The organism is Qipengyuania huizhouensis (assembly GCF_019711635.1).
Taxonomy (GTDB): Bacteria; Pseudomonadota; Alphaproteobacteria; order Sphingomonadales; family Sphingomonadaceae; genus Qipengyuania; species Qipengyuania huizhouensis.
Genome location: NZ_JAIGNT010000005.1, coordinates 117,997 through 143,809, shown reverse-complemented (window position 1 = coordinate 143,809; position 25,813 = coordinate 117,997). Strand labels below are relative to the sequence as shown.

27 protein-coding genes and 1 other RNA gene are annotated in these 25,813 nt (G+C 61.3%); 11 read left to right on the top strand and 17 right to left on the bottom strand.

The window, feature by feature from the left end; all coding sequences use genetic code 11:
• Nucleotides 1-13: 13 nt before the first annotated feature.
• Both K3180_RS06770 and K3180_RS06765 read right to left on the bottom strand, forming a co-directional pair.
• Nucleotides 14-2,521: an ABC transporter permease gene (locus tag K3180_RS06770; RefSeq protein ID WP_221539268.1), complete on the bottom strand. Its 2,508-nt coding sequence runs from the start codon at nucleotides 2,519-2,521 to the stop codon at nucleotides 14-16.
• The gene (locus K3180_RS06765; protein WP_221539266.1) at nucleotides 2,518-3,207 is read right to left on the bottom strand and encodes an ABC transporter ATP-binding protein; all 690 of its coding nucleotides are present in this window, start codon (nucleotides 3,205-3,207) and stop codon (nucleotides 2,518-2,520) included. The genes K3180_RS06770 and K3180_RS06765 overlap by 4 nt, the downstream gene beginning before the upstream one ends.
• A gap of 47 nt (nucleotides 3,208-3,254) precedes the next feature.
• On the opposite strand from K3180_RS06765, the gene K3180_RS06760 reads away from it, so the two are divergent.
• Nucleotides 3,255-3,956 carry an arylesterase gene (locus K3180_RS06760; RefSeq protein ID WP_221539264.1) on the top strand — a complete coding sequence of 234 codons (702 nt, stop codon included), beginning with the start codon at nucleotides 3,255-3,257 and terminating at the stop codon, nucleotides 3,954-3,956.
• Here the strand turns inward: K3180_RS06760 and recF are convergent.
• A complete protein-coding gene (recF, locus tag K3180_RS06755) occupies nucleotides 3,953-5,038 on the bottom strand; it encodes a DNA replication/repair protein RecF (protein ID WP_221539262.1) in 1,086 nt (361 codons plus the stop codon). The genes K3180_RS06760 and recF overlap by 4 nt on opposite strands.
• Nucleotides 5,039-5,071: 33 nt before the next feature.
• A complete protein-coding gene (locus tag K3180_RS06750; RefSeq protein ID WP_221539260.1) occupies nucleotides 5,072-5,338 on the bottom strand; it encodes a hypothetical protein in 267 nt (88 codons plus the stop codon).
• An 88-nt stretch (nucleotides 5,339-5,426) separates the two neighbouring features.
• Between K3180_RS06750 and K3180_RS06745 the strand changes: the two genes are divergently transcribed.
• Nucleotides 5,427-5,546: a recombination protein F gene (locus K3180_RS06745; protein ID WP_221539258.1), complete on the top strand. Its 120-nt coding sequence runs from the start codon at nucleotides 5,427-5,429 to the stop codon at nucleotides 5,544-5,546.
• The gene (locus K3180_RS06740; RefSeq protein WP_221539256.1) at nucleotides 5,543-5,764 is read left to right on the top strand and encodes a PspC domain-containing protein; all 222 of its coding nucleotides are present in this window, start codon (nucleotides 5,543-5,545) and stop codon (nucleotides 5,762-5,764) included. The genes K3180_RS06745 and K3180_RS06740 overlap by 4 nt, the downstream gene beginning before the upstream one ends.
• A gap of 34 nt (nucleotides 5,765-5,798) precedes the next feature.
• On the opposite strand, the gene K3180_RS06735 is transcribed toward K3180_RS06740, so the two are convergent.
• The 5 genes from K3180_RS06735 to K3180_RS06715 are packed head-to-tail and all read right to left on the bottom strand — an operon-like array spanning nucleotide 5,799 to nucleotide 9,281.
• Nucleotides 5,799-6,581: an SDR family oxidoreductase gene (locus K3180_RS06735; protein ID WP_221539254.1), complete on the bottom strand. Its 783-nt coding sequence runs from the start codon at nucleotides 6,579-6,581 to the stop codon at nucleotides 5,799-5,801.
• Between the two features lie 2 nt (nucleotides 6,582-6,583).
• Entirely contained in the window at nucleotides 6,584-7,129 is a 546-nt protein-coding gene (locus K3180_RS06730; protein WP_345719436.1) for an NUDIX hydrolase, read from the bottom strand.
• Nucleotides 7,130-7,131: 2 nt separating this feature from the next.
• On the bottom strand, nucleotides 7,132-7,806 hold the full coding sequence (locus tag K3180_RS06725) for a TPM domain-containing protein (protein WP_221539252.1): 675 nt from the start codon (nucleotides 7,804-7,806) through the stop codon (nucleotides 7,132-7,134).
• Nucleotides 7,807-8,640 carry a TPM domain-containing protein gene (locus tag K3180_RS06720; RefSeq protein ID WP_221539249.1) on the bottom strand — a complete coding sequence of 278 codons (834 nt, stop codon included), beginning with the start codon at nucleotides 8,638-8,640 and terminating at the stop codon, nucleotides 7,807-7,809.
• 20 nt (nucleotides 8,641-8,660) lie between these two features.
• Entirely contained in the window at nucleotides 8,661-9,281 is a 621-nt protein-coding gene (locus K3180_RS06715) for a LemA family protein (RefSeq protein WP_221539247.1), read from the bottom strand.
• 150 nt (nucleotides 9,282-9,431) lie between these two features.
• Between K3180_RS06715 and mscL the strand changes: the two genes are divergently transcribed.
• Both mscL and ssrA read left to right on the top strand, forming a co-directional pair.
• Nucleotides 9,432-9,857, top strand: a complete 426-nt coding sequence (gene mscL, locus K3180_RS06710) for a large conductance mechanosensitive channel protein MscL (RefSeq protein WP_221539244.1) — start codon at nucleotides 9,432-9,434, stop codon at nucleotides 9,855-9,857.
• Between the two features lie 46 nt (nucleotides 9,858-9,903).
• Nucleotides 9,904-10,248, top strand: a transfer-messenger RNA (tmRNA) gene (gene ssrA / locus K3180_RS06705).
• Between the two features lie 58 nt (nucleotides 10,249-10,306).
• Here ssrA and K3180_RS06700 read toward each other — a convergent pair.
• The 4 genes from K3180_RS06700 to K3180_RS06685 all read right to left on the bottom strand — a co-directional run bounded on the left by K3180_RS06700 (nucleotide 10,307) and on the right by K3180_RS06685 (nucleotide 14,177).
• Nucleotides 10,307-10,561, bottom strand: coding sequence for a hypothetical protein (locus K3180_RS06700; protein ID WP_221539242.1), 255 nt, complete (start codon nucleotides 10,559-10,561; stop codon nucleotides 10,307-10,309).
• A 144-nt stretch (nucleotides 10,562-10,705) separates the two neighbouring features.
• Nucleotides 10,706-11,956, bottom strand: a complete 1,251-nt coding sequence (locus tag K3180_RS06695; RefSeq protein WP_221539240.1) for an N-succinylarginine dihydrolase — start codon at nucleotides 11,954-11,956, stop codon at nucleotides 10,706-10,708.
• Complete coding sequence (locus K3180_RS06690) at nucleotides 11,953-12,972, bottom strand: arginine N-succinyltransferase (RefSeq protein WP_221539238.1); 1,020 nt, start codon at nucleotides 12,970-12,972, stop codon at nucleotides 11,953-11,955. The genes K3180_RS06695 and K3180_RS06690 overlap by 4 nt, the downstream gene beginning before the upstream one ends.
• Nucleotides 12,969-14,177, bottom strand: coding sequence for a hydrolase (locus tag K3180_RS06685; protein WP_221539236.1), 1,209 nt, complete (start codon nucleotides 14,175-14,177; stop codon nucleotides 12,969-12,971). Before K3180_RS06685 ends, K3180_RS06690 begins: the two co-directional genes overlap by 4 nt.
• A gap of 133 nt (nucleotides 14,178-14,310) precedes the next feature.
• Between K3180_RS06685 and K3180_RS06680 the strand changes: the two genes are divergently transcribed.
• Nucleotides 14,311-16,407, top strand: a complete 2,097-nt coding sequence (locus tag K3180_RS06680) for a malate synthase G (protein WP_221539233.1) — start codon at nucleotides 14,311-14,313, stop codon at nucleotides 16,405-16,407.
• A gap of 73 nt (nucleotides 16,408-16,480) precedes the next feature.
• Entirely contained in the window at nucleotides 16,481-17,035 is a 555-nt protein-coding gene (locus K3180_RS06675; RefSeq protein ID WP_221539232.1) for a PilZ domain-containing protein, read from the top strand.
• Here K3180_RS06675 and rsmA read toward each other — a convergent pair.
• From rsmA to K3180_RS06655, 4 genes are all read right to left on the bottom strand, one after another.
• Nucleotides 17,032-17,853 (bottom strand): 16S rRNA (adenine(1518)-N(6)/adenine(1519)-N(6))-dimethyltransferase RsmA, encoded by an 822-nt coding sequence (rsmA, locus tag K3180_RS06670; protein WP_221539229.1) that lies wholly within the window; start codon nucleotides 17,851-17,853, stop codon nucleotides 17,032-17,034. The genes K3180_RS06675 and rsmA overlap by 4 nt on opposite strands.
• Nucleotides 17,846-18,847, bottom strand: coding sequence for a 4-hydroxythreonine-4-phosphate dehydrogenase PdxA (gene pdxA, locus K3180_RS06665; protein WP_221539228.1), 1,002 nt, complete (start codon nucleotides 18,845-18,847; stop codon nucleotides 17,846-17,848). Before pdxA ends, rsmA begins: the two co-directional genes overlap by 8 nt.
• Nucleotides 18,844-20,193 carry a peptidylprolyl isomerase gene (locus K3180_RS06660; RefSeq protein WP_345719435.1) on the bottom strand — a complete coding sequence of 450 codons (1,350 nt, stop codon included), beginning with the start codon at nucleotides 20,191-20,193 and terminating at the stop codon, nucleotides 18,844-18,846. Before K3180_RS06660 ends, pdxA begins: the two co-directional genes overlap by 4 nt.
• A 127-nt stretch (nucleotides 20,194-20,320) precedes the next feature.
• A complete protein-coding gene (locus tag K3180_RS06655) occupies nucleotides 20,321-22,681 on the bottom strand; it encodes an LPS-assembly protein LptD (protein WP_221539226.1) in 2,361 nt (786 codons plus the stop codon).
• A gap of 100 nt (nucleotides 22,682-22,781) precedes the next feature.
• Here K3180_RS06655 and K3180_RS06650 point away from each other — a divergent pair, with 100 nt between their 5' ends.
• From K3180_RS06650 to ndk, 4 genes are all read left to right on the top strand, one after another.
• Entirely contained in the window at nucleotides 22,782-24,239 is a 1,458-nt protein-coding gene (locus K3180_RS06650; RefSeq protein ID WP_221539224.1) for a leucyl aminopeptidase, read from the top strand.
• 51 nt (nucleotides 24,240-24,290) lie between these two features.
• On the top strand, nucleotides 24,291-24,737 hold the full coding sequence (locus tag K3180_RS06645; protein WP_345719439.1) for a DNA polymerase III subunit chi: 447 nt from the start codon (nucleotides 24,291-24,293) through the stop codon (nucleotides 24,735-24,737).
• 40 nt (nucleotides 24,738-24,777) lie between these two features.
• Nucleotides 24,778-25,299 (top strand): hypothetical protein, encoded by a 522-nt coding sequence (locus tag K3180_RS06640; RefSeq protein ID WP_221539222.1) that lies wholly within the window; start codon nucleotides 24,778-24,780, stop codon nucleotides 25,297-25,299.
• 83 nt (nucleotides 25,300-25,382) lie between these two features.
• Nucleotides 25,383-25,805 carry a nucleoside-diphosphate kinase gene (ndk, locus tag K3180_RS06635; RefSeq protein WP_221539220.1) on the top strand — a complete coding sequence of 141 codons (423 nt, stop codon included), beginning with the start codon at nucleotides 25,383-25,385 and terminating at the stop codon, nucleotides 25,803-25,805.
• Nucleotides 25,806-25,813: the final 8 nt, after the last annotated feature.

The following is a 25,813-nucleotide window of genomic DNA, read 5'->3' as shown; positions in this document are numbered from 1 at the left end:
TTTCTTGTTCGGACTAAAGTGCCCGCAATGCCTGTGCGGGTTTCGTGCGAAGCAGCGGCAGCGATCCGCCTACGGCGAATATCAGCACCACGGCCAATCCCAGGCCCAGCACGGCGAAAACCTCGCTCCAGTCGGGCAGCCAGTCGAATTCGAACAGCTGTGTTACCACCAGCCACGCGGTCAGGCTGCCGAGGCCGAGGGCGACTATCGCCAGTGCGCCTGCCAGTAGCGCATATTCGGCCAGCTGCATGGCCAGCACCTGCCGCCGATCCGCGCCGAGCACGCGGAGCACGACTGTATCGTAGGTGCGCGAGGCGCGTGCGGCCGCGATAGCGCCGAGCAAGACGGCAAGTCCTGCCAGCACAGCAACGCTTGCCGCAGCGAGAGTAGCCAAGCCAACCTGCTCGAGGATTGTGCGCGCCTGTTGCAGTACGCCGCCGACCTCGATCACCGAGGTCGAGGGGAATTCGCGCACGAGGGCCTGCAGCAGCGGTCCGGTGGGAGTGCCTTCGGAAAGCTCTATGGTCGCTGCCAGATTGTGAGGCGTGTCGCGCAGGGCATTCGGGCTGAGCACGAAGACATAGTTGAAGCCCATGCTTTCCCAGTCGATGCGACGTGTGTTGGCGATACGGGTCTCTATCTCCGCGCCCAGCACGCCGAAGGTCAGCTTGTCGCCGATTTTGAGGCCCGCGGCTTCCGCGAATTCCTCGTCCACCGATACCAGCGGTTCCCCCTGGTACATCGGGCCCCACCAATTGCCATCGGTCAGTTCGTTGCCTGCCGGCACTTCTTCGGCATAGGTCAGACCGCGCTCGCCGCGTAGTGCCCAGGCACCGTCCGGAATGTCTTCGAGGGTGGAGGTGCGGGTCATATCCCCGTCCGACCCGAAAGCCAGCACGGCGCCGCGCAAGGCGGCCACGGTACGAATCTGAGCCTCGGCATCGGTCGCTTCCACGACCGCGCGGAAATCGGCCTCGCGATCGCGGGGCACATCGAGCACGAAATAGTCCGGGGCCTGCTCGGGCACACGGCTTTCGATATTGCCGTCGATCGAACTCTGGATCGCGGCGAGGAGGACGAAGGCTGCAAGGCCGAAGCCCAATGCGGTGACCAGCGCACCCGTGCTCGAACCGGGCCGGTAGATATTGGCGAGTGCCGCGCGCGCGATCGGGCTGGCGGGGCGGGGCAGGGCGGTCGCGCCCTTGCGGATCAGCCAGCCGAGCAGCGCCAGCAGGCCCAGCACGACGGCTGCACCGGCAAGGAAGCCGGCGGCAAGCATGGGACGGCTCGATGTCAGAAGGGCGAGCGCGACGATGGCGGCCAACCCTGCGATCACGACCAGAATTGCCGATCTGTCGCGAGCCAGCGGCGCGACCCGCGCGCGCATGAGTGCCATGGCCGGGAAATGCCGGGCGCGCATCAGCGGAGGCGCGGCGAAAACGAGTGCAACCAGCAGTCCGTAAGCGGCAGCGAGCAGGAGAGCGCCGGGATCGATCACGAACCCGGCGTCGACCGGCAACAAGCCCTCCAGCGCAGAGGCGAGCAGCGGGACGGTCGCCACGCCTACCGCCAGCCCGGCCAGCGAGCCGACTGCGGAGGCTGCGAATATCTGCAGCGCATATATCCGCGCGATATCGCGGCTGTCGGCACCCAATACCTTGAAGGTTGCCACCGATTGTCGCCGCGCGTCGAGATAGGACGAGACACCGCCGCCGATCCCGATGCCGGCGATTACCAGCGCGGCGAGACCGACGAGCGTCAGAAACTCGCTCATGCGTTCGACGAAGCGATCTGTTCCAGGCGCGGCGCGTTCGGCGGTGTCGATATCGAACCCGGCATCGGGGAAGCGTGCTTCGAGGTCTTCCTCCACCTGTTCGAGGTCGGTGGGGGAAGAAAGCGCCACGCGGGTCTTGCTCTGGTACATTGCACCCGGTGCCAGCAGGCCGGCACGCTGCGGTACGTCTTCGGCGACGATGATGGTCGGGCCCAGCTGGAATCCTTCACCCAGACGGTCGGGCTCATCATCGATAATCCCTTCGACCACCAGCGTTTCGGTTCCGACGGCGATACTGTCGCCTTCACTGACGCCAAGCCTGTCCGCCGCACCCGGAGCGAGATAGGCCTGGTTGCCGCTGGGCGCGCCCACTTCACGGCCACCTTCCAGTGTCAGCGTGCCGTAGAGCGGATAGGCGCTGTCGACGGCCTTCAATTCGATCGGCGCAGCAATATCGTCCTTTCGCGCCATGGCCTGCAGGCGGGTACCGGCAGAGACGGTCCCGAGTTCTTCCAGCGCGCTGCGCTCTTCATCGTTGAGCGAGCGCTGCCACAGCTCGATCTGGAGATCCCCGCCGAGGAAAGCTTGGCCATTCGCCGACAGTTCGCGCTCTATGGCTGCGGTCAGCGAACCGATTGCCGCAAGGGCCGCCGTGCCGAGAAAGATACACACCAGGAGGAGCCGCAGCCCCTTGAAGCGTGCATTGAGATCGCGGCGCGCGATCCGCCAGGCCGTACCCCAGCTCATGCAGAGGTGTCGCTCGCAATGCGGCCATCGCCGAGCGTCAGCACCCGCTCGCAATGATCTGCCAGTTCGGGGTCGTGCGTGATGACCAGCAGGGTCGCGCCCGTTTCTGCACGGCGTTTGAAGAGCAGCTCCACGATTTCGTGACCGGTCGCGGCGTCTAGATTGCCGGTCGGTTCATCCGCGAAGATCAGTTCGGGGCGGGGCGCGGTGGCGCGGGCGATGGCGACGCGCTGCTGCTCGCCGCCGGAAAGCTGCTGCGGGTAATGGTCCAGCCGGTGGCCAAGGCCCACGGCCTCCAGTTCAGCCTTCGCCCGGGCCTGCGCATCGCTTTCGCCAGCAAGCTCCATCGGCGTGGCGACATTTTCCAGTGCAGTCATCGTCGGCAGCAGGTGGAAGGCCTGGAGGACGATACCGATCCGCCCACGGCGGGCCCGGGCCAGTTCGTCTTCATCCAGAGTGGCGAAGTTCTGCCCCGCGATCTGCAACGTGCCCGAACTGGCACGTTCCAGTCCCGACAGCACCGCCATGAGCGAACTCTTGCCGGAGCCGGACGGACCAAGCAACGCCACGGTTTCCCCGGCCTTGATGGTCAGGTCGAGGCCCTTGAGGATTTCTACCGGTGCTTCGGAGGAGCCGAGGGTGAGGCGCAGGTCGCGCGCGATGATCGCATCTTGAGAAGTTGTCACATGGCTGCGATGGCAGAAGCGCCATATCCACACAAGGAAGTCCGCCGATGCGCCTCAGTAGTTTGTCGATACCCCTGCTCGCCCTTTCGCTCGCCGCTTGCGGAAGCGAGGCGGAGGATGCGGAGATCGCGGATGCTCCCTCCAGCGAAACCGCGGCACCCGAGGATATTGCGGTGGAGGGCGAGGAACGGCGCATCCTTGCGTTCGGTGACAGCCTGTTCGCGGGATACAATCTCGCGGAACACGAGGGGTATCCGGAACGGCTCGAACGGGCACTGCGGCAGCAGGGCATCAATGCCCGCGTGGTCGATGCAGGCGTATCGGGTGACACGAGCGCAGCCGGTCGCCAACGGCTGGGTTTCGTGCTCGACCAGCAGGCGGCAAAGCCCGATCTCGTCCTGCTTGAACTGGGGGGCAACGATATGCTGCGGGGTATCCAGCCCGCCGATACGCGGGCCAATTTCGAAGAAATGCTTGAGGAATTGCAGAGCCGCGAGATACCGGTCCTGCTGATGGGGATGCGCGCGCCGCCGAATTACGGCCCCGAATACCAGCAGCAGTTCGATGAGCTCTATGGTGAGCTGGCCAGCGAATATGATGCGCAGCTGGTGCCCTTCTGGCTGGAAAGCATCTATCAGGACCCCTCGCTGTTCCAGTCGGACCGCATCCATCCGACGGCAGAAGGGATCGATGCGCTGGTGGCCGATACGCTGGACGAGGTTCAGGCGGCTCTGCCCGACGAGGGCTAAGCGGGATCGGCCGTTCCGCCCGACACGCGCCAGATCGCCGCATCCCCGGCGATACTGTCGAATGGCGCGATTTCCGTCCCGGTCATCCATACTTGCGCGCCGCTGGCGGATAGCTGCTCGAACAGCGCCGTGCGGCGAACCGGATCGAGATGCGCGGCAACTTCGTCGAGCAGAAGGACGCCCGCGCGTCCCTGTGCCGCTAGCGCGGCATGGGCGAGGGTGATAGCCACAAGCATGGCCTTCTGTTCGCCAGTGGAACTTTGCGCCGCAGGGACGCGCTTGGCCGCATGGATAACTTCCAGCTCGTCGCGATGCGGGCCGGCAAGCGTGCGCTGGGCGGCGCGGTCGCGCCTGCGGCCCTCGAACAGCGCCTGTGAAAGCGCCTCTGCACTGTCGGCACCGCCCGGCGTATAGGTGATGGCCGGGCGGGCGAAGGGCTCGCTCGGCATATGCGCGATCCGTGCCATCAGCGTATCGACCAGCGCTGCCCGCCCCGCGATCAAGCGGCCACCATGGTCCACCATCTGCGCTTCGATGGCGTCGAGCCATGCAGCTTCGGGAATACGCTCGTCGGAGAGTAGGCGATTGCGTTCACGCAAGGCGCTCTCGTATCGAGCGGCATGTTGTGCATGGGCGGGATCGAGGGCGAGGGACATACGGTCGAGGAAGCGGCGGCGGTCGGCAGAAGGGCCGGTGAATAGCCCGTCCATCGCCGGGGTCAGCCAGGTCAGCGCGATCCATTCGCCCAGCGCCGTGGCTGTGGTGTCCGCCCCGTTGATGCGGACGCGGCGGCGACCCGGATGGGCACTCTCGCAATAGGTGGCGAGGCGCACAGGATCGTTGCCCACGTCGCCTGCAGCCAGGCTGGCCCCGACCCCGAAACCGGCGCCGGCCCCATGCATCACGATTTCCGCGAGATTGGCCCGTCTCAGCCCGCGCCCGGGCGAAAGCAGGGACAGCGCCTCGAGCACATTGGTCTTGCCTGCGCCATTGTCGCCCACGAGCAGGTTGAAGCGCGAGGTGCCGACCAGTTCGGTCGCCTCGTGATTGCGGAAACGGCTGAGGGAAATGCGGTCAAGCATGGGAGCGCAAGCCCTAGCGATTGCGGATGAGGCTCACCAGCCGAAAGGCGAAATCCAAATGTTGGGAAAATTCACCAACCTTTCGGATTGGTGAACGGTGCTGGAGGTCTCGGTTAAGTTTGGAATGGCCGAATTCAGCCAATTTTCGAGTTTGGCACGCCCTTTGCAAAGTAGTTTGTGTTCGCCGGATGGTCCGCCGAACCAGCCAAGGTTTAAGGGAATTATCACAATGTCTGCTTTCGGATTTGCCAGCAACAAAGCTCTCGCCGCTGTTTTCGCCGTCGGCGCATCGGCGCTCATGATGGCTTACGCAATCGTCCCCGCATCGCCCGCAGGCCTGATCGCCTGACGCAATCGCCCACACCCAGTTTATAAAAGGAAAGTTCTCATGTTCGATACCGAAAAGTCTGGCGGCAAATTTCTCGCAGCCGTCTTCTCGCTGGCCGTCTCCGCGGTGTTTTTCGCCACGGCCATCATCCCCGCAATGCCCGGTGGAGTTCTGGTATGAGCCAGCTCAAATTTCGCGACGATGACAATGCTGTAAAGCCGAGCCGCGGGTTTCGCCTCGACCGCCATAACGGCAAGCTGATGGGCGTCTGCGCCGGGATCGGCCGCCACTTCGGGATCGACACCACGCTGGTCCGTGTCGGCTTCGTGCTCGGAACACTGCTCGGCTTCGGCAGCTTCATCCTGATCTACCTCGGCATCGCTCTGATCGCCGATTGAACCGGGACGCGGGGGCAATACCGCGTCCCAATTTTTACATGGCCGAGATACCGCCGTCGAGCTTGAGCTCCGCACCGGTCATGAACTTGCTCTCGTCACTGGCGAGATAGACCACCGCATTGGCGATATCGTCCGGCTCCCCCACTTTCCCCAGGGGGATCTGCCGAGCGAGCTTTTCCAGCAATATTCCCTTGTCGAGGCTATGCGCCTTTGCCGTCCCGTCGAGGATCGGCGTGTCGACGAAAGTCGGATGGACCGAGTTGCAGCGGATATCCATGTTGTTCTTCGCGCAGTGCAGCGCAATCGATTTCGAGAGCATCCATACCGCTGCCTTGCTGGAATTGTAGGCGGGCATGGTGTCGCTGGCGATAAGGCCGGCGATGCTGGAAATGTTGATGATCGATCCCGGCGCGTGTTCGCGCATCAGCGGCAAGGCCTTCTGGCAGCCGTGGAAAATGGAATCGACGTTGACCGAAAAGCAGCGTTTCCAGTCCTCGAAATCGCAGGTCTCGATGTTGCCCGCTACACCGATCCCGGCATTGTTCACCAGCACGTTGAGCCCGCCCAGTTCGCGTTCCGCCGCTTCGACCACGCGCTCCCATGCTTCGGGGTCGGTAACGTCATGCTGGACACCATAGGCATGGCCGGCACCTACTTCCTCGACGATCCGGGCGGCTGTCGCTTCCGCGCCTTCGCCGTTGACATCGGTGCACAGGACCCGTGCGCCTTCTTCTGCGAGCCTGCGGGCATGCGCAGCACCAAGCCCCTGGGCGGCGCCCGTTACCAGCGCCAACTTTCCTTTGCAGCGGCCAGCCATATTCACTCTCCCTCGATAATTCCTTGCCCGAGCAGAAGGAGCATACGCACGTCGACGCCGCAACCTGCCTTTCTCTTTTCATCGAGAAAGCGGGGTAATTCGGTGCGGGGAACGCGGTGGACGGTGATATTCTCACCGTCGACTCCGCCGCCATCGCCGATCTTCGTCAGGCCGCGTGCGCGTACCAGCGTGAAACTCTCGCTGACCATTCCGGGAGAAGAGTAGAAACAGCCCATGTTCTCGAGCGTAGCGGCGCGGAAGCCGGTTTCTTCCTCCAGCTCGCGCCCTGCGGCGGCCAGGGGTTCTTCGTCAGCGGCGTCATCATCGTCGCCGATCAAACCGGCGGGAAGTTCGATGCAACTGCGCCCCAGCGGAACGCGATATTGTTCGACCAGAAGAACGTGATCCTCCTCGTCAATCGCGAGGATTACTGCCGCCCGGATACCCCGGCTGCGCGACACATACTCCCAGCGTCCGCGTTTTTTGGCTGTGACAAACTTGCCCTGCCACATCACCTCTTCGGGCGCATCGTGATCGGGAACGGCCACGGTCAGACTTCGATAAGCCGGTCGGGCAGTTCGTTCTCGTCATATTTGTCGCGCGGAAAATGCTCCGAAAGGACCAGGCCCACGTCGCGCACGCCTGCCGCCAGCCCGTCTGCGATGCGGCCGCGGCTGACTTCGGCCAGCATGTCGGCCATGGCTTCGCCCCAGATTTCGGCGTGAACGCGCTCTGCAATGGGCTCGTCGGCCACGATTTCGGCGCGGTGTTCGCGCATCGAAAGGTAAAGCATCACCCCCGTGCGACCATGTGTGCGCCGTTCTGCACCGACCTTGAAATTCCGGATCGCCGCATCTCGGACCCGTTGTTGTTTTACGGGGCCAGGGATCAGGGCGAACTTGAGCGGCTGCCACAGCTGGATGGCCAGTACACCGAAGAATTTTACCAGGCCCAGCGCAAGCACGAGGGTGAGCACCTGCCCCTGCGTCCATTCCACGGTCCAACCACCCGCCAGCCAGTCAACCCAGGAGAGGAAAAATTCGGGAAAGGCAGCGAATATGCTCATCGCGGTAAAGCTGGCACCAATGGCCCACCACAGTGCAATATCGGTGTAACCGTCCGACCGGTCGGCCAGCACGGTGACGATTTCGCCGCTGGTCGTGCTTTCGGCAGCTGCGACCGCATCGCTGACGATCTTGTGCTGTGCTTCGTCCAGATACCGCATCTACCAGCCTCCCGAGGCGCCGCCGCCACCGAAACTTCCGCCACCGCCGGAGAAGCCGCCGAAACCGCCTCCGCCGCCGCCAAAGCCGCCACCGCCGCCCCAGCCGCCACCATTGCCGTCCAGACCGCGTGCAATCGCCTTGCCCGCTTCCCACAGGATGATGTCTCTTGCCGCATTGCCCCACGGGCCGCGGCGATAGCGCCTTCGCCGGCCGCGTCCGCTGAACATCGGCAGGATGAAGAAGAAGACGATGAAGGCGAGCCAGATCAGCCCGCCGATTGGAAATCCGCTATCCTTGCTTTCGCGCTGCTGCTCGGAAGCCTGGGCGATCTGCGCGGCTTCTTCCGGCGGCAGTTCGAGCTGGCGAATAATCTGGTCCGCACCCCAGCTGATACCGCCAGAATAATCACCCTCGCGGAAAAAAGGTTTCATCCCCTCGACATATTCGAAGGCGAGCCCGTCGGGGATGATACCTTCGAGGCCATAGCCGACTTCGACCCGCATCTGCCGTTCATTCGGGGCGACGAGCAGGATAATCCCGTCATCGTTCTCGGCATCGCCAAGCTGCCAGTTGCGGCCGAGCTGATAGCCGTATTCGGCGATGTCGTATCCCTGCAGGTCGGGTACGGTGGCGATCACGAACTGGCGCTGGTTGCGCTCTTCGAACTCGGCGAGCTTGCGGGTCAGTTCGGCTTCGGTTGTCTCGTCGATGATATTCGCCTCATCGACGACCGGTGCAGTGCCGCGTTCGGGGAACACGGGCTGCGCCAACGCAGGCGAGGCGAGGCCGAGCGCGGCCGCCAGAAGCAGCAGCAGACCGAGGATGCGGTTCATGGTCGCGCCTCCCGCGCGCTTCAGTTGGCTTCGGCGTCGCTGCGCATGTCGAGCTGAGGCGCAGTTTCTGCGCCTTCGCTGACGGCTTCGTAAGGCACCAGCGGTTCCGCACCATGGATGATGTTCGCGCCGATCGTATCGGGGAAAGTGCGGATGGTGGTGTTATACTGGCGGACCGCTTCGTTATAGTCGCGAATGGCGACCGCGATACGGTTTTCGGTACCTTCGAGCTGAGTCATGAAGCGGCCGAAATTGTCCTGGCTGCGCAGTTCGGGATAGCGTTCGACCGAAACGAGCAGGCGGCTGAGTGCGCCGCCCAGCTGGTTCTGAGCCTGCTGGTACTGCTGCATCTTGGCGGGATCGTTGAGATCGCCTTCGTCAAGCTGGATCTCGGGCCGTGTCGCCGATGCGCGCGCCTCGATCACCTCGTTGAGCGTCTGTCGCTCCTGCTCGGCGGAGGACATCACGATCTGTTCCAGATTGGGGATCAAATTGGCGCGGCGCTGGAACTGCGCCTCCACATCGGCCCATTTGGCCTTGGCGTTTTCTTCCGCGGCGGGGACGGAGTTGATCCCGCAGGCCGAAAGGGCAAGCGCAAATGCGCCCAGCAGGAAGGTGCGGATGGCGAAGATACGAGTCATGTCGGCAATTCCTCTTGAACAACCTGAATGCGAAACTGTCTTATCCAGATAGCACGCTGTTCCTGCCTTTCAAGCAAAGCAGGCTTGAGCGCTCACAATTCCCGTGCCAGAAATGCGGTTCGGGTCGCAGGGTTGCGAAAAGGATCGGGAATGCTGAAAGATTTCAAGGAATTTGTCGCCAAGGGCAACGTCATCGACCTTGCCGTAGCCGTAATCATCGCGGGTGCGTTCGGGACGATCGTCGCCTCGCTGACTGACGATCTTATCATGCCGGTGGTTGGGGCAATCTTCGGCGGGGCCGATTTCTCCAACCATTTCATCCTCCTTTCCACGCCTGAAGGTTATGAGGGCTCAATGACCGATTACGCCGCGCTCAAGGAAGCGGGCGCCGCAATGATCGGATATGGCGCGTTCATCACGGCCATCGTGAACTTTCTGATCCTGGCATTCATCATCTTCCTGCTGGTACGCTACGCCAAGAAAGTGATGAAGGAAGAGAAGGAAGAAGCAGCCGCCGGCCCGACCGAGCTCGACCTGCTCACGGAAATTCGCGACGAGTTGAAGAAAAAGAGCTGATTTTTGCGAAGATGGGCGGAAGGCGCGGGACTGCTCCGCCTTCCGCTCACTTCACATTAATCCTGAAGGCCTTATATGGGACCTGCCGGTTTCGACCGGCTATGGCGATAAATGGCGCTGTGTAATAGGTACAACGGACCCGGGGGCAGTACCCGGCGGCTCCACCATAACCCGCGGAGAAATCGCGGTTTTTGACGGGGCCGAACTAGGATCGACGTGTGCTGAAAGGCAGTGTTTTCGCCCGGGCTGAGTACCCCGTAAAACTGTTCGCAACACACAAGTGCCAACGATAACGAAGCACTCGCTCTCGCTGCGTAATCTGACGGGCTAACGCCCTGATCTTACAAAGCTAAAGCGCGGTTGGACCCACCGGGCAACAGAAGCGGATTCCGGGGCCCCGGGGAGAGGCTAGCAACAGAATCTCCCCACCTTCGAATTCTTTGGCAAGTTCAGTCGACCGGATCTTCTCTGGTCTGACTTTCCATTTTTGCTTCCTTCTCGTAGCGGATTGCGTCGAGAATTTTTGCGCCACCCAGAAACACGGCACCGGCAGTTGCTGCCATCAGGAGATATCCGCTGAGACCGGGGTACTCGACGGTATATTGCGCGCCTCGGGTCATGGCACCGAGGGCGAGGGCGTAGATGATCAGATACGCTTCCCAGCGCGTCTTGATCACGAACAGCCTTTTCACCTTGGTCCACATGGATGCGAAACGTTCCTTCCTTAACCTTCCTCTGTGCAATCCCCGTGCCAGCGACACGTTCCTGCCGAGTCAGATGGTTAATCCGGAACCGAGTGTAAGAACGCCCGACGCAGAGTCGAGGCAGTTAACCGTTGTGCACCCGAATTAAACGAGACTGTCCAAGGATAGGACACTCAGCAAAGCTTCGCGCGCTTCGATCACGCGCTTGGCGAGGGCGTCGGTGCCGATATCTTGCGGATCGATGCTCTCGGGCCACATTTCGGCGATCACCGCCTCTATCCGCTCGGTCTTGGCTTCATCGAGCATAAAGCGCTGATCCACCGTCCTCGGGTCGGCCACCACGCGAAGGCGCAGGCAGGCGGGGCCGCCTCCGTTGGCCATGGACTGGCGCACATCGACCGGAATGACCTTGCGAATGGGGCCGTTGCTGGCGAGCATGTGTTCGCACCAGCTCCACACGCTCGCACTTTCCTGGCACTCGCTCGGCACCACCAGCGCCATCTCGCCGCTCGGGAGCGTGAGCAGCTGCGCATTGAACAGGTAGGTGCGGATCGCTTCTTCGAGGCTGACCGCACTCTCCGGTACCTCGACCACCTCAAGTGAGGGGAAAGCCGCGCGGATCGCTTCATAGGCGCCTTGCTGGTCGGCAAATGCGCGCTCATGGGTGAACAGCACGCGCTCGTTCGCCACGGAAACGACGTCGTTATGGAAAGCGCCGGCTTCGATAGCGTCGGGGTTCTGTTCGATGAAGATGCATTTGTCCGGATCGAGGCCATGCAGGCGGGCAATCGCGCGGCTGGCCTGTTCATGCTGGCGTGCGGGGAATCTGCCGCCCTGCCTGCCCCAGACGAACACTTCGACGCCCGGTGCATCGTGGCCTTCGCAAAAGCGCATGTGGTTGGCCGCGCCCTCGTCGCCGAATGCAGGCAAAACGGCATCGTGAACAGCGAAATGCTGCTCGTCGCCAAAAGCCAATTTCAACTGCGCTTGCGTATCCCGCCATTCCTGTGTGCGGTGCGGCATAGTGACGAGATTGGCAGGCGTCAGGTGACAGCGACCATCGCGCGTATCGGGAGCGGGGCTGACCGTGGCGGCATTGGCGGTCCACATGCTCGATGCCGACCATGCGGCAGCGAGAAGCTGGCGCGGTGCGCTTTCGTCGATGGCAAGGTCACGCATCAGTCCGAGATTGGGGCGGGGCAGCGGCAGGAGAAATCCCTGTGCGAGACCCAGCGCCATGTTGGAACGCATTTTGGCTATGCCCTGCAACGCTGCGGCCCGAGGGTAGGAAGTGTCGCCCTTATGGCTTGCGCTGGCGATGTTGCCGAGGCTGAGACCGGCGTAATTGTGGCTTGGCCCTACGATACCATCGAAATTAATCTCGACGAGGCTCATCGTGCTACGCTCCAGACGGTATCGCCTACGCCGACCTCCAGCGCGGCAGCGCTGATTTCGTCGATCGCGACCGAACCGTCATCCCCGAAGTCGCGCATGCCGTAAGCCGATTTAAATTCCCCCAGTTCGCCCGACGCCAGCAATGCGCGTTCGCCGATGTCGAGATCGACCGCGGTCACCGTAGCTGGCTTGGCGTCCTGCACGCTTTTCACCTGATCGGTGCGCGCGATCATGGTCGGACCGCCATCGAAAATGTCGACATAACCTTCGGCTGCAAAGCCCTCGTTCTCAAGCATACGCATGGCTGCACGGCCAGAGGGGTGGGGGACGCCGATGACTTTACGCGCTTCGTCGTCAAGCATGGCGACATAAACCGGATGCTTGGGCATCAGATCGGCGATAAACTGGTTTCCGTTGATCGCGTTGAAGTAGTCGGCTTCCTGGAAGGTCATGCCGAAAAACCGCCCGGCGACCCCGTCCCAGAAGGGGGAGCCGCCGCGATCGTCGATCACGCCGCGCAATTCGGCGATAATGCGGTCGGCGAACCGGCTTCGATGCATGGCGACGAAAAGATAGCGGCTGCGCGCGAGCAGAAGGCCAAGCCCGCCGGCGCGCTCACCCGGATGGAGAAACAACCCGCCGACTTCGGACGAACCTTCCAGATCGGTTACGAGGCTCAGCAGTTCGGCGCGCACAGTACGGTCGAGTTCCTGACTGTGTTGGGTCAATGTGGTCAGGCGATAGGAATAGAACGGCCATTGCTGGCCGACCTGGCTGAAAAGTTGACAGGTTCCGCGCACCTGGCCCGTAGCGGTATTTTCAAGAACGAGCGTGAATTGATCGTCGCCCAGTTTCCCATCATCGCTACGCGAGAAGGCTGCATCGGCACGTTCGAGCTTCTTGGTCAGGGCATTCTTGTCTGCGGGCAGGTTGGTAAATCCGCCACCCGTCAGCTTGGCCATTTCATACAGATGTTCGAGGTCGTCGATATGCGCGGCGCGTAGGCGGAAGGTCACAAATGTTCTCCGGTAGATAACCTTGTCAGAACCAGCGCGGAGAGCGCCGCACGCTCCCGCAACGAAGGTACGATCATGAATTCGTCAGGCGAGTGGATCGCCCCGCCGCGCACGCCCATCGTGTCGACCACCGGGACGCCGGTCGCGGCGATATTGTTGCCGTCGCACACCCCGCCAGTGGACTTCCAAGCAATCTGCTGACCAAGTTCGGCTCCGCATGCCTTCACGAGGTCGAACAGGCGCTGAGCCTTATCGTCGACCGGCTTGGGTGGTCGCGTGACCCCGCCATGGCGGTGGATGCCGACTTCGTGCTCGGCTTCGACAGTCTTGAGGATCGCGTCGAGATCGCCGTCAAAGCGGTTCATGGCATCGGTCGATTTGGGGCGGATGTTGAAGCGCAGGATAGCGAGGTCGGGGACGACATTATTCGCCGCACCGCCTTCGATCTTGGCAGGATTGACGGTAATGTCCTCCGCTTCGAGCGCCTTGATCTTCAGGACGAGATCGGACGCCGCGACGATGGCGTTGCGCCCGTCTTGCGGGTTTCGGCCTGCGTGGGCGCTGCGCCCGGTAATGGTGATCGAGTAATTGCCCGTCCCGCCCCGCGCGTGCGCGAGCGTGCCGTCTGGCAGAGCGCTGGGTTCATATGTCAGTGCGGCGTATTTCCCGCGCGCCAGTTCCTCGATCAAGCTACGGCTGGCGAGACTGCCCGTTTCCTCATCCGAGTTGATCATCACATCGTAGCCCACACGCGAAGAGCCTTCGATCGTCTCGAATGTCCTGAGCGAATGGAGAATGACGTTTAGGCCGCCTTTCATATCTGCCGTGCCGGGGCCGTTGAGAGTTTCATCGTCGAGCCACTTCACCTCCTGGAAGGGATGATCGACAGGGAAAACGGTGTCCATGTGTCCGGTCAGGACGAAGCGACGCTCAGCCTCGGGTCGTACACGCAGGACCATGTGCTTGCCATGCGGCTTTTCGTATTCACGGCCCTCGGCGGAAATTGCGGTGACCGTTGCAGGCTCCACCAACTCGATATCGCCGGGAAGGATAGAGAAGGCATCGGCCAATACGCCTGCCATTTTCTCCAGCCCCTCGATATTCGCAGTGCCGGTGTTGACTGCGGACCATGCCTGCACCTCGCGCAGCATCGTGGCCGCGTCGATTGCGTCGAGAAGGGCTTGGGGGGCAGTATCCGGTTTCATCAGCAACTTACTTAAGGTTCGCGCAGGCCAAGTCCACCCCGCGCCTTGCATTCGTCAACCGCTGGCGGCATAGGTCGTGCCGCTCCTCCCCGGGTCTACATCGCCAGTCGCACGATCTACCCTGAGGAGTTCTATGACCAATTACGTGACGCGCGCCGGTATTCAAACCGATCCAGCTCTTGCCGCGTTTGTCGAGCGGGAGGTGCTGGGACCGCTGGGCCACGATGCGAACAATTTTTGGGAAGGGTTTGCCAGCCTTCTCGGCGATTTCGTTCCCCGCAATCGGGCCTTGCTGGATAAGCGCGAAGATCTACAGGCGAAGATTGATGCCTGGCATATCGAGCGTAAGGGACAGTCGCACGATGTCGAGGCTTACCGCCGCTTTCTCGAAGAGATCGGCTATCTGGTGCCGGAGCCGGGCGAATTCACCATCGGCACGCGGAATGTCGATCCCGAAATCGCGACTATGGCCGGGCCGCAACTCGTCGTGCCCATCCTCAATGCACGCTTCCTGCTCAACGCCGCCAATGCGCGTTGGGGCAGCCTGTACGATGCGCTATACGGCACCGATGCGCTCGACGCTCCACCCGCACGGCCGGGCGGCTATGACGAGGCGCGCGGCGCGGCGGTAATCGCGCAAGGCCGCAAATTCCTCGACGAAGCGCTGCCTCTGTCGGAGCGGAGCTGGGCCGATCTTGAAAGTGAAGATTACGGCAATCTGATAGATCAGGACCAGTTTGTTGGACGTACCGACAAGGGTCTCCTGTTCAGGAACAATGGCCTGCACATAGAGGTGCAGTTCGATCGCGAACATCCGGTCGGCCGCACCGACAAGGCAGGCATTTCGGATATCGTCCTTGAAGCCGCGCTCACCACGATCGCCGATTGCGAGGATTCGGTCGCGGCGGTCGATGCCGAGGACAAGCTGCTCGCCTATCGCAACTGGCTGGGCATCATTCGCAGCGATCTGTCGGAGAGTTTCGACAAGGGCGGAAAAACCGTCACGCGCGATCTGGCGGGCGACAAGTACTATACCGATTCGAACAACACGCGCCGCTCGCTTCCCGGCCGCAGCCTGATGTTCGTCCGCAATGTCGGCCACCTGATGACCAACCCCGCCATGCGCTGGGACGGGCAGGAAATCCCCGAAGGCATCCTCGACGCAGTGATGACCAGCGCGATTTCGGCGCAGGACATCGTAGGATTGGGGAAATACGGCAATAGCCGCAAGGGCAGCATCTATATCGTGAAGCCCAAGATGCACGGACCGGAGGAATGCGCCTTCACCAACGACCTGTTCGATGCAGTCGAGGACCTGCTCGACCTGCCACGCCATACTATCAAGGTCGGCGTGATGGACGAAGAGCGCCGCACCAGCGCCAATCTTGCCGCCTGCATCCACGCGGTGAAGGACCGCATCGTCTTCATCAACACCGGTTTCCTCGACCGTACCGGAGATGAGATCCACACTTCGATGCAAGCGGGGCCGATGATGCGCAAGGGCGAGATGAAGAATTCCGCCTGGCTCAGGGCTTACGAGGCGCGCAATGTCGGGATTGGCCTTGCGCATGGTCTTTCGGGCCGCGCACAGATCGGCAAGGGCATGTGGGCCGCTCCGGACCTCATGGGGCAGATGATGATCGAGAAGATAGGTCACCTGCGCGCCGGAGCAAACACTGCGTGGGTGCCAAGTCCGACCGCTGCAACGCTGCACGCCATCCACTATCACCGCGAAGATGTATTCGAAATCCAGAAGGGGCTGGGTGATGCGGCGAAGCTCGACGAACTCCTGACCATACCGCTGGCCGACGGGGTCAATTGGTCCGCAGACGAAATCCGCGAGGAACTCGACAATAATTGCCAGGGATTGCTGGGCTACGTGGTGCGCTGGATCGACCACGGAGTGGGCTGTTCGAAGGTCCCCGACATCAATGATGTAGGGCTAATGGAAGACCGTGCGACTTTGCGCATCTCCAGCCAGCATATCGCCAACTGGCGTCTGCACGGCGTGATTTCCGAAGAACAGGTGATGGATTCGCTGCACAGGATGGCCGCCAAGGTGGATCAACAGAACGCTGGCGACCCTTTTTACGAACCGCTGCTCGAAAATGAAAATGGTCCGGCATTCAGCGCAGCCAGGGATCTGATTTTCAAGGGCGTCGAGCAACCCAGCGGCTACACGGAGCCTCTGCTGCATCAATGGCGACAGCGCCGGAAAGCGAGTGTCTGAGGCTCCGGTCAAGCATATGGTAAACCTTTGGGGGTAGGCGGGACCCGGCAAAATAAAAAAGGGGTCGCAAACCTTGCCCGCCGAAGGTTTACACAAACGCCGCGAAGAGCGGGTCGACCTGCTGGTGCAGGCGAACATCCACGCCCAGCCGGGTAACAGCGTGGTGCATCTATGCAATATATCGTCCGTGGGCGCTCTGATCGAAGGAGAGAGCCTGCCAGGCGTCGGCCATGAGGTCGAGTTAAGACGCGGGGCATTGTCCGTTCCGGGCCGGATCGTCTGGAGAGGCGTCGATCAGGCCGGCATATCCTTTTTCGAGCGGGCCGAAGTGGTGGACTGGTTTCCGGATGCACCGCCACAGGCATCCGTGGACCGCGCATTTCAGCGCATCATGGAAGAATTCCGCGAGCGGGATGAACCTTCCAAACGCGCGATGCCCGCACCGCTGCATGATTCCTTGATCACAGTTGACGATATGGAGCGCGTGGCCGCTTCGCTCGACGAACTGGCCGATGCGCTGGCGGACAGTCCACATGTCGTGATGCAATTCGCCGAGAAACTGCAAGCACTGGATATCGCCGCGCAATTGCTACGCAAGCTGTCCGCGCAGGAAGGCGAAATCGGTTAGCTCAGGGTGTGGGCGATGGCCACGAAATCGCAAACCTCGAGCGTTTCCGCGCGTCTTTGCGTATCTATTCCGATAGCCTCCAGTGCATTTATAGCTCCGGGGACACTTTTGAGACTTTGCCGAAGCATCTTGCGGCGTTGGCCGAATGCCGCCTCTGTCACACGTTCCAGAACCCTTGCGGAAACGCCCTCGGGCATCGCGCCCGGTTCGACATGGACGATGGCGCTCATCACCTTCGGCGGCGGAGTGAAGGCGCTACGATGCACTTTCATCGCCAGTTTGGCATGCGCTCGCCACTGTGCGAGAACGGCAAGGCGGCCATAGGCGGACGTGCCGGGCTTCGCGACGATGCGCTGGGCCACCTCCTGCTGGAACATCAAGGTCAGTGATGTCCATTGCGGCGGCCAAGTTTCTCCACCCATCCAGCGGGTGAATAGCGCGGTGCCGACATTATAGGGCAGATTGGACAGGATGGCGAAGGGTTCGCCGCCCATCAGCTCATTGTGGTGTAGCCTGAGCGCATCTCCTTCGATCACGCGCAGGCGATCAGGGAAAGCAATAGTCAATTCCGACAAGGCAGGGAGGCATCGCCTGTCCATCTCGATGGCCGTCACTTCGGCACCCGCCCTCAACAGCGCACGCGTCAGCCCGCCCGGCCCGGGGCCGATCTCCAGCACGCGTTTCCTCTCAAGGCTGCCCGGTACTGCGGCAATGCGGTCGAGCAACTGTTCGTCGAAGAGGAAATTCTGGCCAAGCGCCTTGCTGGCCGAGAGGCCGTGCCGCGCAATGACTTCGCGCAAGGGAGGCAGATCAACCATGTGCAGCGCGCCGCGCTGCCATTTCGCCCGCCATTTTGAGGGCGGCGATCATGGCTCCCGGATCGGCGATGCCTTTCCCGGCAATGTCGAAGGCCGTCCCGTGGTCGGGGCTGGTGCGCACGATAGGAAGGCCCAGGGTGACATTCACGCCCTCATCGAAATCGAGGGCTTTTAGGGGAATGAGTGCCTGATCGTGATACATGGCGAGCGCAGCATCGTAAGTTTTGCGTGCGCGCGGCGTGAACAATGAATCAGCAGAGTGAGGACCGGTAATGGAATGGCCGTCGGCAACCAGCGCTGCAATGGCAGGCGCGATGATCTGCGACTCCTCATCCCCGAAACGACCGCTTTCGCCCGCATGGGGGTTCAGACCGCACACGGCGATCCTCGGGCTCTCTATGCCAAAATCGCGTCGGAGCGCTGTGGCCACGATCCGCGCACGCCTAATGATCAACTCCTGCGAAAGTCGCTTGGAAACATCTGCAAGAGCACAATGAACTGTCAGGGGAACTGCGCGCAGGCTGGGACCTGCCAACATCATTACAGCATCATCTTGGTCAAGCCCGCAGACTTCTGCGAGGAATTCGGTTTGGCCGGGAAACTCGAAACCAACTGTGGCCAATTGGTCCTTGGCCACTGGTGCAGTGACTACTGCAGAGGCCTTGCCAAGCAGGGCGAGCCGTGTGGATTCCGCCAATGAATGCAGTGCCAGGGCTGCACCTTCTGCGCTCGGCTCGCCGGGTGTGTATTCTGCTTCGGAAGTGCCTAATACCGGCAGGCGATCTTTGAATACTTCGAATGCTTCCTCGGCACTTCCGATCAACCGGATCACGCCACGAGTACGCGAAGCTGCTTCAAGAACTTGTTCACCGCCGACCACGAAAAAGGGCGGCAGCCTTGCTTCCCGGCGCCTGGCCCAGCTTTCCACGATGATTTCCGGCCCTATCCCTGCCGGATCGCCTAGCGAGACGGCGAGGGGAGGCAAGACGCTCAATTGTATTCGATGTAGGCGTCGTTGCGGAGATCGCGCAGGTAGCGCTGGGCGGCCTTGTTGATCCGCTCGTCCTCGATCTGCGCCATGAGTTCGTCGAAATCCGGACCCGATGCAGTTTCCGGGTCATCCCGACCGCAAAGCATCAGGACGCGTACGCCCTCCTCGACGGAGCCGAAGGGAGGTGTGGTCTCCCCGATCTGGAGGTTGAGGACGATTTCCTGCAACTGTTCCGGCAAAGCACGGGCGCGGATCTGATCGTTCGTGACGACATTTGCCCCTAGTGCGGCGGCCATCTCTTCTACGCTGCCGCAGCCCTTCAAAGATCCTATACCTGTGGTGAAGCCTTGCAGTTTCGCCTGGTTCTGCTCGATGGAAGCCGCAGGATCGAAGGTGATCTGAATCTGCTTCAGGCTGAGCAAGGCATCGCGCGGGTCGGCCATGAGCACCTGCCGTTTGTCCCGCAAATAGACGATCCAGTAGCCGCCCGGAATCTTGATGGGTCCAACCAGCTGGCCCGCCTGCATCTGGCTGACGACGGATTCAAGCTGCGGGTCGCCGAGCTGGGCGAGATGGATCCAGTCGAGATCACCGCCGACGGCGGCAGTCGATGCTTCCGAGAACTGACGGGCATAGGCGGCAAAACTTGCGCCTTGACGAAGCTGTTCGATGATCTTGGCGGCGTTGGCTTCGACAGCCGCTTCGTTCTCGGGCGTGGCGGAAAGGAATATCTCCCAGAGCCAGTATTCGTCGGTTCCCTTCGACGCTTCGAGCCGCTCCATCATCTCGTTTACTTCTTCGGCCGAGACATTGACAAAGAAGGCCACCTTCTGACGCAGCAGTCGCTGCCATGCCAGTTCACCACGGATTTGGCGCTTAAGCGAAGCGGCGGAAGAACCCACCTGCGCAAGATAGGCTTCCATGTCTTCGACGCGCTGGTTGTTCTGCGCAGCGACGCGGGCGAAAGTCTGATCGACCTCCGCATCGGAGATCACGATTTCATCCGCTTCGGCTGCCTGGATCTGCAACGTTTCGTCGATGAGGTTGCGCAGGACCTGCGCGCGTACGCGCTGCAACTCTTCACCGCTGATTTCGGCCTGGTTGGCGTTCAACAACAGGGCGACGCGCTGGTCGAGATCGGTGCCGGTAATCACATGGCCATTCACGACAGCAGTAGCGCGGCGAACATTCGGGTCGGGATCCGCCAGCAAGGTCGGCTGCTGCGGCAATCCAAGCGGATTGGCTTCTGGCGCAGCATCTTGATCTTGCGCCTGCGCGCCTGAAGCGGTGGAGGCCAGAGCCATTGCGGCAGAGAGACCAAGCAGTTTCGATACGATATTTGCGTTCACGCGTGTATTCCCTTGCGGCGCTCTGTTTGCGCCTGAATAGATACGGCTTTGCCTGTCACCGGCTTAACCGTAGCTGATTGCGCCGCGGCGGATAGCGTGTTTACGCAGCGCTGCCAACATCACCGGGTCAGCGAAAACCCAGATTCTTCAGGCTGAAGTATAGCTGGAACGTATCACCCCTGCGCGCGTCACCCGCCGAAACATAGTCGCGTCGCCAGGTCACGCCCAGTTCGAGGCAATCGTCCTGATATGCCACGCCGAGCCGGGTGCGGATCGGCTGGAACCCGTCGCTCGATAGGGTTGGGTCTTCTTCTCGATCGGTGAGGTTGAATACGCCTGAGCCGAACACCGACCAGTAATTGGCAAAAGCGACACGGACGGCAGTGCGCAGCTCTTCACGGTCCTGAAGATCTTCCACGCTGGTGATGTTCCGGTTCAACCGCAAGTAGCCTACTTCGGCGTAGGTACGGCTGGAACCCACAGTTGCGTCGAATTCATTGCGACGAACGGCAAGGTTGTCCTTGTCGAGCCGATACCGGTGGGTCAGCTTGACGAAATCCCGATAGCGTACTTCGGTACGTCCCACGAAATCGCTCACCTTCTCGGACAGACCCGTTCCGTTCGGCAGGATTTCCCGGTCGCTATCCAGCCGATAGGACTGGCCGAGCGTGGTGAAAAACTCCCAGCCCGGTCGGCGCAGTTGCCAGTCGAACCCGTAGGTAATGCGGGCTCCGTCCTCGATCCGGTCATAGCCGGGAAACCGGTTGAGCGCGAAAAGGTTGGAATCTTCGAGATCGATGGCTCGCGCGTCTTCGTTCGGAATGGCGAGATTCTTGATTTTCGGAGTCGCTACCAGCTGGATGCGCGGAGTGAACACTTGCTGGCCGCCGAGAAATTCACCGACGAACGGCCATTCGACATCGACAGCACCCAGCGCCACCCCGCGAGTCTCCCACCCGGGATTTCCGCGATAGGAAGCGGTCTCGTTCAGGAAATTGTCGTCGGAGTGATATACATCCCCGCGTAGCAGACCGGTCACCGTCACGACTTGCCCGAAACCGGTTATGGCCTTCCGGCTCCATTCGGCCTTGGCAAAGGCGCGTTCCGTATCCTGTCCAGCCTTGCGCATGATTGCCAGGCTGTTGAGCTGCAATTCGAGTTGCCCACCGGCAAACGGATCGTCGATCCGCTGTCTCCAGTCGATCACGGGAAGCGCGATCGGAACCTGGTCCTGATCCTGATTGAGGCGCAGCGTCTGCGTCGCCCATCCGGCAATGGATAGATAGGAATCACTGTCTATCCGTTCCAGGTCGACCATGGACCGAAGACGGTCATCGCGGCTGATGTCGTATCGCCGCAGGAAGGTCTTGTCGCTCGCCATCCTGACCGAGCTTGTCAGGCTCCATTCGGGGGAGAACTGGAAACGACCGTTGGCGAACAGATATCCGCGTGGGCCCGATTCCGTATTGTCGGTCTGGTCTGTAAAATCTGAAATGCGGCGGCTGTGGGTGACATAGCCAGTTATCTGGTATGCGCCCTTCTCGGTGAGATGGCGCCACTGCGCGGAAACCATCGGCTTGGTATCCGAAAACAGATAGGCGGACAGGGTCAGGTCTTTGTTGTCTGCCAACCTGACATAATAGCTGCCCGATACCTCGACCCCGTTATTTTCGGAGATGCGCAAGTCGGGCACAAGAAAGCCCGAAACCGGTCCGCCGTCGGTCCGCACCGAAAGACCCGGCAAGGGCAGGATTCGGGCGCCGAACAGTTCGAGGTAGGCTCCGCGAAACCGGACTTGCGAATCCGAAGGATCATAGGTCACCCGATCGGCCGTGATGCGCCAGCTAGGTTCCTTGTTACAGCCTTCGGGCGTAACCACTGCGCAGGCACTGTAAGCCGCCTGCTCAAGCGTGACCGTGCCATCACTTTCGCGAAGACCGCGATTGGCGGCGAGGCGCCCGCCTTGCCGCAATGCGAGCAGCAGGTCTTCCATCGCACCCGCTTCGAATTCGTCCGTCAGCTCTACACGCTCGGTGTAGAGTTGGTTGCCATTTTCATCGACGAAGCGAACGTTGCCGCTGGCGACGATTACGCCGGTGCGCTGGCTCCAGCTGACGGTATCGGCACGCAGCGAACGATCCCCCGTTCGCATGACCACGTTGCCCTCCGCAGTGGTGGTTTCGGCCTCGGAATCGTAACTGAGGATATCGGCGGCAAAGGAAATCTGGCGTTCGCCCGCGGCATTGAATTCGGCACTTTCCGGCGGAAGATCGCTCTCGGAAGCAACGACGACCGGCTCCTGCGCACCTTCGGGCGGGGGCGGCAGGTCGGTAGGGTTCTCGCCTTCCGGCTGTTCTACAGTGCCGGCGCCTGCCGCCGCGCCATCCTGGGCTATGACCGGAGAGGTGGACAGAAGGGCAATGGCGGCGCTTGCGGTCCCCCACAAGCGCATAGCATCGAAGGAGGATTTCGCGCGGGCCCGGTGCATGGCTTGCCTATCGCACCGGCCACGCCTAATCGCAATCGCGTTCATCCGGGATGCCCACCATCGGGGCGTATACCGGCCATCAGAGAATTCGGGAGAACCCATGCACATCCAGTTTAGCCAGTCCCGTCCGCAAGGCGCGCGTCTCATTGCGCATGTGGTAGACAAGGGCAAGCTTCCTGCCGCCACAAATGCTGCGATGCGCGCTGGAGCGCAGGCAGCCCGTTTCAAGGGCAATGCCGGACAGACCTTCGATGGCTTCGTGGAAGAAGCGGGCGAAGTTGCACGCCTGGCGCTGGCCGGTGCGGGCGACCGGAACGACGAGGCGCGGTTTGCAAATCTGGAAAAGGCCGGCGCAGCTCTGGCTGGCAAATACCAGTCGAGCGGCGACAAGAACCTCGTACTCGACCTATCGGAAAGCGATCTTTCCGCTGTCGAAGTAGCGCATGTCCTCCTCGGTCTCCGCCTGCGTAACTGGCGCTACGACGTCTATCGCACGAAGATGAAGGACGATCAGAAGATTACGCTCGAAGGCGTTACCGTGGTCGGAGCGCCCCACGGCATGGAAGCGACCTGGGCGGACGGAGCCGCGCTTGCGGAAGGCGTCGAATTCACTCGTGAGCTGGTCACCGAACCGGCAAACATCCTTTATCCCGAGAGCTTCGTGGAGCGCTGCCAAGAACGCTTCGAAGGGACCGGCGCGGAACTGATCGTTCTGGACGAAGCCGAGATGGAAAAGCTCGGCATGGGCTCGCTTCTCGGCGTCGGGCAGGGATCCTCGCGTGATTCCCGCATCCTCGCCATCCGCTGGAACGGCGGCGGTAGCGAGGCTCCGATTGCCTTCGTCGGTAAAGGGGTGACCTTCGATACCGGGGGAATCTCGATCAAGCCAGGACCGGGCATGGAAGACATGAAATGGGATATGGGCGGAGCGGGAGCAGTCGCTGGCGGTATGCTCGCGCTGGTCAAGCGCAAGGCCAAGGCCAATGTCGTCGGTGTGATGGGCCTGGTGGAGAACATGCCCGACGGCAACGCACAGCGTCCCGGCGACGTGGTCAAATCGATGAGCGGCCAGACCATCGAAATACTCAATACCGACGCCGAAGGCCGCCTTGTCCTGGCAGATGCGCTGCATTGGACGCAGGTTGAATTCAAACCTTCGCGAATCGTGGATTTCGCCACGCTAACCGGAGCGATCATCGTTTCGCTGGGCCATGAATATGCCGGCCTTTTTTCGAACGACGACAAGCTCTCCAAAGACCTCGCCGAAGCGGGAGAAGCTGTGGGCGACAAGGTCTGGCGGATGCCGCTCGACAAGGCGTATGACAAGCTGATCGATAGCCCAATCGCCGATATGAAGAATATCGGCGGCAAGGGGGCCGGTTCGATCACCGCCGCGCAATTCCTCCAGCGTTTCATCGCCGATGGTACGCCTTGGGCTCATATCGATATCGCCGGCATGGCATGGTCCGAAAAGCAGGGTCGCACATGGGACAAGGGTGCGACGGGCTATGGAGTGCGCCTCATCGACCGGCTGGTTGCGGATACCGCTGAAAGCTGAACCAAAGCCGCGCTAAGGCGCAGCGAGCGATCATTCTTAGTCGAAAGGGCCATTTCAATCCGCGTCGACTTCTACCAGTTGAGCCGCGATCCGGTGGATGTGACGGTAACCAAGCTCGCCCGCAAGGTAATGCAAGCGGGCGAGCGATTGCTGGTAGTGGCCGCTGACGAAGTTCTGCGCGAGCGTCTTTCACAGGTCATGTGGGAGCAAGGCGGCACCAGCTTTCTCGCCAACGGGGCTGTGGACGATCCCCACGCTGCCCGCCAGCCGATACTGATTTCGGATCACTGCTCTGCACCGAATGAAGCGCGAATAGTCATCTTAGCCGATGGGCGATGGCGCGAGGAAGTCGGCACCTTCGATCGTGCGATGCTGCTTTTCGACGCGGAGGCAGCCGACGCTGCGCGGGATCTCTGGCGTGAGCTTGCTGCACGCGACGGCATCGACAACCGTATATTCAAGCAAACCCCGGAGGGCGGTTGGCGCGAAGGTCGTTGAGCTTTCAGGAACTTGCCGTGACTTCGCCCGTCGAACGGGTATGAGACGCACGCTTTCCAGCCTCTGGCTATCTGCTCTCCTCCTCTCTGCCTGCAATAGTGCCGACAATATTGGCAACGCAGATAAGAATGAGGGCGATAATATCGAGCCGGTCGGCTCCTACGATATCGATCCCGCAAGTGGCGAAGTTCGCGCTACGCATACCGATGCGGACGGAGTAACCACCACGATGCGCGCGGGCAAGGATGTCCCGCCCGACCTGCCTGAGCCCTTCCTGCTGTATCCCGGCGCGCAAGTCACCGGCACAACGCGGGTTGATCACGGCGAGGGTACCTTTGTGACACTGGATTTCACCACGTCCGACGAACGAGCGCAGGTCGTGGAATACTATCGCGAACAAGCGCTCGAAGCCGGAATCGACCCGGAAGTGGAGATCGACGGTACAAACGCGACCACCCTTGGTGGCGAAAATCGCGAGGACGGGATCAGTTTTACACTCAGCGTGACGAAGGAGGGGAGCATGACCGAGGCTCAGCTCAGCGTCGCCCGCGGCTTCGAGTAATTCTTGCCCCCGCTCGCGACGGACGCTAGGGGCGCGCGCGAGAACTCTCTCCCCCAGCAAATTCTTCGCAAGGAATACATATCATGGCGGTTACCCGCACCTTTTCGATCATCAAGCCCGATGCCACTCGCCGCAACCTGACTGGCGCGGTTACGAAGATGCTCGAAGATGCCGGCCTGCGCGTCGTCGCTTCGAAGCGCATCCACATGACCAGGGAACAGGCCGAAGGCTTCTACGCAGTCCACAAGGAACGCTCCTTCTTTGGTGAACTGGTCGATTTCATGATCTCTGGGCCGGTTGTCGTGCAGGTTCTCGAGGGTGAAGACGCTGTAAAACGCAATCGCGACGTGATGGGCGCTACCAATCCGGCGGATGCCGACGAAGGCACCATCCGCAAGACCTATGCAGAATCGATCGAAGCCAATTCGGTCCACGGTTCGGACAGCGACGAGAACGCCAAGACCGAAATCGAATTCTTCTTCGCCGAAGACGAAATCGTCGGCTGATTATCTGG